Source organism: Pseudorhodobacter sp. (assembly GCF_030452865.1).
Classification (GTDB): domain Bacteria; phylum Pseudomonadota; class Alphaproteobacteria; order Rhodobacterales; family Rhodobacteraceae; genus Pseudorhodobacter.
In genome coordinates this window covers 1-8,275 of record NZ_JAKDLJ010000137.1, presented here as the reverse complement: position 1 = coordinate 8,275, position 8,275 = coordinate 1, and the positions used below count along the sequence as shown (strand labels likewise).

Sequence of the window (8,275 nt, the reverse complement as noted above, 5' to 3'; positions counted from 1 at the left end):
ATGCCAAGCACATGCTGCACCACCTGCACCTCCGGGATCGCCGCGACCGCGCGTTCAAAATCTTCCAATGATACCCGCCCCTTGGTCGCGAGTTTCACCCCCAGAAACACCGTGACACCAAAGCCGAGGGCGGCGCGATCCACGGCCAGCTTGCGACCGGTGATGATGCCCGCTTCCTCCAACCGTCTGATTCGCCGCCATGCCGCCGGCTGGCTCAGCCCCAGACGGCGGCCCAATTCCCCCGCGCTGATGCTCGCATCGCGCGACAGGCTGCGCAGCAAGGCACGGTCAAGGTCGTCAAGGTCGATCATATCGGCAATGCGCTTTCGTTCTTGATGGTCGCAATCAGCATCAACGCCTCAATATCGACGATATGCGGCAACGACAGTATGCGGCGACGGTACAGTTCCTGATAATGCTGCATATCGCGCGCAATGACGTTCAGGCGCAGATCGACACTGCCCAAAAACGTTTCAATCGCAATGACTTCAGGTATTTTCCGCGCTTCCTCCATAAACTCGTCAAAGGCGCGGGGTTCGGTCTTGTCCAGATTGAAACGCAAGGACACCTCCACCTCATAGCCCAAGGCACGCCAATTCAAGGCCGCGACGGGTGGCGCGATCACTCCTGCTTCCTGCAATTTCTCCAATCTCCGCCAACAGGTGGCTGCGGTCACGCCCGCGCGTTCCGCCAGTTGCGCGTTGGGCAGAGCAGGATCGGCAAGCAGATGCCGCAGGATACGCCTGTCTGTATCGTCAATTTGCATGAATCATCCGAATAATTGTCACTTTGCGCATGATTTTTTTGCATTTACCGCAATGAATGTCAAATTTTGCAGCGGATACCATCAAGAAGCCCCTATTCTGCCGCCATCAATGGCGACAGGCCTGCAACCCGAAAGGAAATACCATGCGCGTGTATTATGACCGCGATTGCGACATCAATCTGATCAAGGACAAGAAGGTCGCGATTCTCGGCTACGGCTCGCAGGGCCACGCCCATGCGCTGAACCTGCGCGATTCCGGCGCGAAAAACCTTGTCGTGGCGCTGCGCGAAGGCTCGCCTTCCGCGAAAAAGGCCGAAGGCGAAGGGCTGAAGGTCATGGGCATCGCCGAAGCGGCAAAATGGTGCGATCTGATCATGTTCACCATGCCGGATGAGTTGCAGGCCGAAACCTATCGCAATTACGTCCACGACAATCTGCGCGAAGGTTCCGCCATCGCATTTGCCCACGGCTTGAACGTCCATTTCGGACTGATTGAGCCGAAACCCGGCGTCGATGTGATCATGATGGCCCCCAAAGGTCCGGGCCATACCGTTCGCGGCGAATACACCAAAGGTGGCGGCGTACCCTGCCTTGTGGCGGTGCATCAGGATGCAACCGGCAAGGCGATGGAACTGGGTCTTTCCTATTGCTCCGGTATTGGCGGCGGGCGTTCGGGCATCATTGAGACGAACTTCCGTCAGGAATGCGAAACCGACCTGTTCGGCGAGCAAGCGGTGCTGTGCGGTGGCCTTGTCGAACTGATTCGCATGGGGTTCGAGACGCTGGTTGAGGCGGGATACGAGCCGGAAATGGCGTATTTCGAGTGCCTGCATGAGGTGAAGCTGATCGTTGACCTGATCTATGAAGGCGGTATCGCCAACATGAACTACTCAATCTCCAACACTGCCGAATATGGCGAATATGTCTCCGGCCCGCGCATCCTGCCTTATGATGAGACGAAGGCCCGGATGAAAGCGGTTCTGAAAGACATCCAGTCCGGCAAATTCGTGCGTGATTTCATGCAGGAAAACGCCGTTGGTCAGCCGTCCTTCAAAGCGACCCGCCGCATCAACGATGAACACCAGATCGAGCAGGTCGGTGAGAAGCTGCGCGCCATGATGCCTTGGATTTCCAAGGGCAAGATGGTCGACAAGGCGCGGAACTGATTGGCGCGTCGGAAGTTCCGGCGCAATGTGAAACACCGGGGCGCGGGCAAAACCGCGCCCTTTTTTCACCTTTGCCCCCGCGACGGCGGCGGTTCAGAGCGTTTTGCATTTGATTCGAGTCGAAATTGGCTGCCTCTCCACTTCGTTGAGCGCCAATTTCAATTCGCTTGTTTCAGATAATATGCAAAACGCATGAGCCCGCAGACCCCTTAAAAGGCCACCCGATGCAGAGCCCGACCCGCCGCGACTGGTTTTCGATCCTGTTCCTCGGTGTGCTTTGGGGCGGCACCTTCATGGTGGTCAGCATTGCCCTGCGCGGTTACGGCCCGACAACGGTAGCAACAGCGCGCGTTACCCTTGGTGCGTTCGCGCTGGTTCTGCTCTGCCTGGCGCTCGGACGCAGGCCGCTGCCGCGATGGGATGCGGTGCTGTGGCGGTATTTGCTGCCGATCGGGGTTTTGTCTTCTGCACTACCGTTTTTCCTGCTGGCCTGGGCGCAATCCTTTGTCCCCTCAGCCTTTGCCGGGCTGTCCATGGCAGCGGTGCCGCTGTTCGTGCTGCCTTTGGCCTATGTTTTTGCGGGCGAGGCGATCAATCGGATGAAGGTCATCGGCTTCGGGCTTGGTTTTCTTGGCACTTTGGTCCTGCTCGGGCCGGAAGTGGTGGAAGGCGGGCCGCTGGTTCTGCCCCGGCTTGCCTGTATCGGCGCGGCGCTCTGCTACGCCTTCGCCTCGATCCTGACGCGGCGCTGCCCGCCGATTGATCCGATCACCTTGGCAACAACCTCATTGATCATTGGCGCGATACCCCTTCTCCCGCTGATGTTCGTGACCGAAGGTCGGCCGCACTACGCCGGGTCTGTGCCTGGAATCGCAATCATCGGCCTTGGCCTGTTACCGACGGCGCTTGCCGCCTTCCTGCGGGTATCTGTCATTCGCAGCGCCGGTTCCAGCTTCATGACGCTCACCAGCTATCAGGTGCCGCTGTGGTCGATGTTCTTCGGCGGCGTCATTTTGAGCGAGGTCATCCCACACCGCTTTTACCTTGCGCTGGGGCTGATCCTTGCCGGATTGTTCCTGTCACAGCGGCGGCCGAAGCCCTAAGCGTCCCTTATTGCGCGCCACACGGCCAATGCCTGAACAGTCGCAGCAACGTCATGCACGCGCAGGATTTGTACCCCGAGCGACGCGCCATGCAATGCCACGGCAAGCGAGCCTGGCACCCGGTCCTTTGCAACCGGCACATTGGCAATCCTGCCAATGAATTTCTTGCGGGACGCACCCAGAAGAATCGGTTGGCCAACATCAAGAAGTTCTCGTAACCTGTTCAAAAGAATAAGGTCATGCGCCATCGTCTTGGCAAACCCTATCCCCGGATCAAGGATTATGCGGTCCAACGAAATGCTGCGGGAAACGGCGAATTCCATCCGCTCCACCAGATGATCGCGCACCTCTGCGACCACATCATCATACTGTGCTTCCTGCTGCATGGTCGCCGGTGGGCCTTTGGAATGCATCAGACACACCGGGATGGCTTTCGCGGCCACCAGATCGGCCAATTCCGGATCAAACCGGAAGGCCGAGACGTCATTGACCATGTCTGCGCCCGCCGCCAATGCCGCCTCTGCCACCTTCACCTTGCGGGTGTCGATGCTGATCGGCGCAGTGATCCCGGCGTCCCGGATTGCGCGGATCGCGGGGGCGGTACGCCGGATTTCCTCCTCCATCGGCACCTCTTCCGCGCCGGGGCGGGTGCTTTCGCCACCAATATCAAGGATATCCGCCCCGGTGCCGACCATTTCACCTGCACGCACCGCCGCCGCAGTGGCAGATGTCAGATCGCCGCCATCCGAAAAGCTGTCAGGCGTCACATTCAGGATTCCCATGACGCACGGGCGGTCAGCCGCAAGTGCCGATAGGTCCATCGTCATGGCACCAGCACCCTAACCGGAACGTTCGCTTTCGGCGCTTCGCCCCCGACAACCACCAGTTCGACCGCAGCCAACGCTTCCGCCAACCAGACTGAAAGCGCCAGTGCATCACCTTCCGGGGGGGGCACTGCATCCAGCACCATTCGCGCAGGCGCCCAAACGCTGATCTGGCAGTTTTTCATCGCCCAATCCAACTCCGTCCATGTGCCGACAACAAAACATCGGGCATCCTGCGACGCGAGTTGCCAGGCCGCCTGCCCCATCGCCAAAAGCTCTATCTGCCGTTGTGCCTTTTCATCCTGGACATGCGGACCGGATGGCGTATCGCGGGCAACAAGGATCAACGGCGCATCACGCCTTAACTCGTCCATCCATCCGGCAGGATCATGTGAAGGCACCACCGCAATTCTTGGATGTTGCCCAGGCGACACCGCGTCGGACTCAGCATCGTCCCGCGCCCGCACAATTTCTACGCCCAGATCATAAGGCCCACGATCAATCTTTTCGATCCGAATGAACACGCGCGCCGCTTGCGGTTCCAGCAATATCCGCTGCGCCACCCGTTCCGCCAGCGTTTCCAGAAGGTTGATCCGCTCTGCCGCCAGTTCATGGCTGACGGCTTCGGTCAACCGATCATAGGAAAGTATGCGATCCACATCATCGTCAAGCGGTTTCGCAATGGGGAACACCTCCACCACGATGTCGAAACGTACCCGTTGCAACAGCCCACGCTCCTGCGCGAAGGCACCGATTTCAACCTCCACCACATGGTTGCGCACCGAAATGCGATCCAGCGGAGGGGTGCCTGCACAGGCGGCAACACGGGCCTCCACAGGACCGAAAGCGTGGCGTGTTTCATCCGTCATGGCCCGTTCCCGTGCTGCGTCGGGCCTGACATGCCCGATCTGGCCCTGTATCGCAAGAGCCAAGCCCGACGGGTCGCGTCAGGATCCCTGGCGATAGAACAGATGGCGGCCGATCTTGGCGGTATTGGCAAAACGCCGCGCCCAACTCGGGCGGATATTCGTCGTATGGAAATGCGTGGCGCCACGGGTCAGATCGCGCGGGGCACCATCCAGCATCACGCGGGCAATTTTCGCCACCCGCGCATAGGCACCCTTCTCGTTGATCCGGTCCGCGCGCCCGTCGCAAGTATAGGAAAACTGGCAAGCGTTACGACGGCCAGAGCCTTGATTGACAACGCCACAGACCGAATTCGGATACCGTCGGCTATCGACGCGGTTCAGGATCACTTCAGCGACCGCAAACTGCCCCTTCACGGTTTCACCCCGCGCCTCGAAATAAAGCGCCTTGGCCAAGCAGGTGAACTGGTCGCCACCGGTCGCCGCAGGTTGCGAGGCAACCCAGTTCCCGTCATAACGCACTTGCGTCGATGCCTCTTTTGGGCGATTTGCAGTCAACATTGCATCAGGGATCGCGTTCAGCGCGCGCTGTTCCGCGCCGATCAGGGAACCCAGTTTCTCGGTTGGATTGTTGGAGCGGCTGACAACCGTTTCGGCAGTCGCAACCCCAGTCAAAGCGAGCAGCATAACAGCGCCGCTCAACCAGCTATTTCGCACATTCATCGGTCTTGTCCCGGTATAATTTCGAAGCAGCACCCGCCGCCGTTCAACAGCCCCCCACGGGTAACAGCGCAGACTCCTAGTCGAAAACATTCTCAGAGTCCATCTATAGTTGCATTTTTGCAACGCAGACAAGCGGGGTTTTGCCTATACGGTGTGAACACTGTACATTAAGCATCTGATTTTAATCAGTTATGGCCAAATCTGTCCATAAGCGCCAAATGTGCCGCAGCAAGCCTTGCAAGCGGGACTCGGTAGGGCGAACAGGAGACGTAGTCAAAGCCGGCCTTGCGGCAGAAGGCGATTGATTCGGGGCTGCCACCATGTTCACCACAGATTGAAAGCGTCAGGCCGGGGCGTGCTTGGCGGCCACGCTCCGCTCCGATCAGAAGCAACTCACCGACGCCATCGACATCCAGAATGTGGAAGGGGTCTTCGGGGTAGACCCCTTGCTGAACATAGATGTTCATAAAGCGCCCGGCATCGTCGCGCGACAGGCCGTAGGTCATCTGTGTAAGGTCATTGGTGCCAAAGGACAGGAACGCCGCATGTTGCGCGATATCGCCCGCGCGCAACGCGGCACGCGGAGTTTCGACCATAACACCCAGTTTGAAGTCGAAATCACTGCCTTTCGCTGTCCGAACCTTGGCCGCAACTGCATCAATCCGGTTCTTGACCAATTCCACTTCGCGCTTGGCGGACACCAAGGGGATCATGATTTCCGGCGTGATGGAGCCACCGCGCCGGCCGACTTCGACCACCGCCTCAAAAATCGCCTGTGCCTGCATGTCGTAGATTTCAGGCAGAACTATGCCCAGACGCACCCCGCGCATCCCCAGCATCGGGTTGAACTCCGCCAATGCCTCGGCGCGGCGCGTTACTTCCGACAACGGGCGATCAAGCGCTTCGGCCAATTCGCGCAGACCGTCGCGGGAATGGGGCAGGAATTCATGCAATGGCGGGTCGAAAAGGCGGATACAAACCGGCAATCCCTGCATGATTTCAAAAAGTTGAACGAAGTCGTTGCGTTGCATCGGCAAGATACGGGCCAATGCGGCGGCGCGATCGCTTGCGGTGTCAGCAAAGATCATTTCCCGCATCGCGACAAGACGCGCTTCTTCGAAGAACATATGTTCCGTGCGGCAAAGCCCGATCCCCTGCGCGTTGAAATCCCGCGCGGTCTGGGCGTCCGACGGGGTGTCGGCATTGGCACGAATCCCGATGTCACGCGCGTCATCCGCCCAAGACAGCAAGGTGCGGAAAGCATCATCCAGCGCGGGCGGCAGCATTTCAACCGATCCGGCCAGCACCTCCCCTGTGGTGCCGTCGACGGTGATGAGATCTCCCGCCACCAGTGTACGGCCGGATTTCGTAACGATTCTAAGCTCTTTGGTGTCGAAGTTAAGATCAGTTGCCCCCACGATGCAGGGCAGCCCCAAGCCGCGTCCGATCACCGCCGCATGGCTGGTCATGCCGCCGCGTTCGGTCAGCACGCCGACCGCTGAATGCATGCCGCGGATATCTTCCGGCGCGGTCTCGCGGCGCACCAAAATACATTGCTCGCCCCGCGCAGCACTTGCTTGCGCGGCGGCGGAGGTGAAGACGATCCGACCGGTTGCCGCACCGGGAGAGGCGCCGATCCCGCGCACGATCACATCACGCGGGCCGCGCGGGTCGACTTGCGGATGCAGCAATTCCGACAGAGCGCGCGGTTCGACGCGCAAGACCGCCTCCTGATGGGTGATGATCTCATCCCGGGCCAGATCCACTGCGATCCGCAAACCGGCGCGGCTGGAGCGCGGCACGCGCACAGCATCAATGACCGCCAACTTACTGTCATCAATGGTGAATTCAATTTGCATCTCATCGCGCAGTTTCGCGCGACAGGCGGCGCCTTGCTGTGCGAGTCTCGCAAAAATTTCCGGTGCGATATCCTCAAGCGAAGGGCCCCGGGGATCCCGCGTCAGGTAAAGCGCATCCGCACCGCGCGCCTTGATATCGCTGCCCTGACTTTGTCCCAGAAAGCGGCCTGTGACTTGCGGCAACCCGGTGACCGGGTCGATGAACTGAATGGTGCCGCTGCCGGAAATCCCCTGACCGAAGCCTTGCGCCATTTCCTGCACCACGAGCCCCAGAGGCGCATCTGCCGGTGCGCCTTTCGATTGGCGGAGCAGGCGGGCCGAAGTACCTTCCCAAGCCCGCGCGACGGAGCGTAGCACCTCCGCCAGTTGTTGCGCCGGGTTTTCGGGGAAATCCTCCTCCATCTCGTCGCGGTACACCCGCAGAGCATTCCGCAGGGCTTCGGCAGACGGCTCCGCAATATCGAACATATCGGGGTCGAGCCTTGCGACTGAAATCGCGTATCTTTGCACGAATCGCAGATAGAGCGCGTCTGCCGCCGTCTGTCCTTGGGTTTTGACCAGTTCGGCATGGCGTTCGGCGTTCATTCCGATGTTGAGCACGGTCGACGGCCCCCCCCAATCCGGGTCTTGCGGACTGGGGCGCACGGAAACCAAAGGGCGCTTGCCGAAACACGCCAGAACGCCGTCACAATCCAGGGGACGCCCTGCCGCAATCGCGCGTACGGTTTCGGCAGGCAAAGCGACAGTGCGCGGCACCGGCAGGTCAAGCCGCACCAGACGTTGCAGGCATTTCGCGCGCCATCCGTGGGTCATCGTCGCGATCTTGGCCGAGGGCGTCACTTCGGAGAAATCTGAGATCAGATCGTGTTTCTGCACCGCGGCACCCTTATGATTTTCACGCGCAGCATACGCAGATCGGGGTATCGCGCAAGGATTACCGTCGGGTTTGTGGCCGAACGCCGGGGGTT

8 protein-coding genes are annotated in these 8,275 nt (G+C 59.8%); 2 read left to right on the top strand and 6 right to left on the bottom strand.

Annotated features, from left to right (window positions below; translation table 11 throughout):
- Positions 1–311, bottom strand: a 311-nt coding sequence (locus L0H65_RS09770) for an Lrp/AsnC family transcriptional regulator (RefSeq protein WP_301458686.1), incomplete at its 3' end; no start/stop codon positions are given.
- Complete coding sequence (locus L0H65_RS09765) at positions 308–766, bottom strand: Lrp/AsnC family transcriptional regulator (RefSeq protein WP_301458685.1); 459 nt, start codon at positions 764–766, stop codon at positions 308–310. The genes L0H65_RS09770 and L0H65_RS09765, both read right to left, overlap by 4 nt.
- Before the next feature lie 143 nt (positions 767–909).
- Between L0H65_RS09765 and ilvC the strand changes: the two genes are divergently transcribed.
- Positions 910–1,932 (top strand): ketol-acid reductoisomerase, encoded by a 1,023-nt coding sequence (gene ilvC / locus L0H65_RS09760; RefSeq protein WP_301458684.1) that lies wholly within the window; start codon positions 910–912, stop codon positions 1,930–1,932.
- 224 nt (positions 1,933–2,156) lie between these two features.
- Positions 2,157–3,035, top strand: coding sequence for a DMT family transporter (locus tag L0H65_RS09755; protein WP_301458683.1), 879 nt, complete (start codon positions 2,157–2,159; stop codon positions 3,033–3,035).
- On the opposite strand, the gene folP is transcribed toward L0H65_RS09755, so the two are convergent.
- The 4 genes from folP to L0H65_RS09735 form a co-directional block, all read right to left on the bottom strand.
- The gene (folP, locus tag L0H65_RS09750) at positions 3,032–3,862 is read right to left on the bottom strand and encodes a dihydropteroate synthase (RefSeq protein WP_301458682.1); all 831 of its coding nucleotides are present in this window, start codon (positions 3,860–3,862) and stop codon (positions 3,032–3,034) included. The genes L0H65_RS09755 and folP overlap by 4 nt on opposite strands.
- The gene (locus tag L0H65_RS09745) at positions 3,859–4,728 is read right to left on the bottom strand and encodes a dihydroneopterin aldolase (protein ID WP_301458681.1); all 870 of its coding nucleotides are present in this window, start codon (positions 4,726–4,728) and stop codon (positions 3,859–3,861) included. The genes folP and L0H65_RS09745 overlap by 4 nt, the downstream gene beginning before the upstream one ends.
- A gap of 78 nt (positions 4,729–4,806) precedes the next feature.
- On the bottom strand, positions 4,807–5,448 hold the full coding sequence (locus L0H65_RS09740; protein ID WP_301458680.1) for a cell wall hydrolase: 642 nt from the start codon (positions 5,446–5,448) through the stop codon (positions 4,807–4,809).
- A gap of 185 nt (positions 5,449–5,633) precedes the next feature.
- Positions 5,634–8,183, bottom strand: coding sequence for a putative PEP-binding protein (locus L0H65_RS09735; protein ID WP_301458679.1), 2,550 nt, complete (start codon positions 8,181–8,183; stop codon positions 5,634–5,636).
- Positions 8,184–8,275: the final 92 nt, after the last annotated feature.

Bases quoted from the DNA above. Each gene is read 5' to 3' on its own strand.
- L0H65_RS09765 (WP_301458685.1), bottom strand. From the start codon at position 766: ATGCAAATTGACGATACAGACAGGCGTATCCTGCGGCATCTGCTTGCC.
- ilvC (WP_301458684.1), top strand. From the start codon at position 910: ATGCGCGTGTATTATGACCGCGATTGCGACATCAATCTGATCAAGGAC.
- L0H65_RS09755 (WP_301458683.1), top strand. From the start codon at position 2,157: ATGCAGAGCCCGACCCGCCGCGACTGGTTTTCGATCCTGTTCCTCGGT.
- folP (WP_301458682.1), bottom strand. From the start codon at position 3,862: ATGACGATGGACCTATCGGCACTTGCGGCTGACCGCCCGTGCGTCATG.
- L0H65_RS09745 (WP_301458681.1), bottom strand. From the start codon at position 4,728: ATGACGGATGAAACACGCCACGCTTTCGGTCCTGTGGAGGCCCGTGTT.
- L0H65_RS09740 (WP_301458680.1), bottom strand. From the start codon at position 5,448: ATGAATGTGCGAAATAGCTGGTTGAGCGGCGCTGTTATGCTGCTCGCT.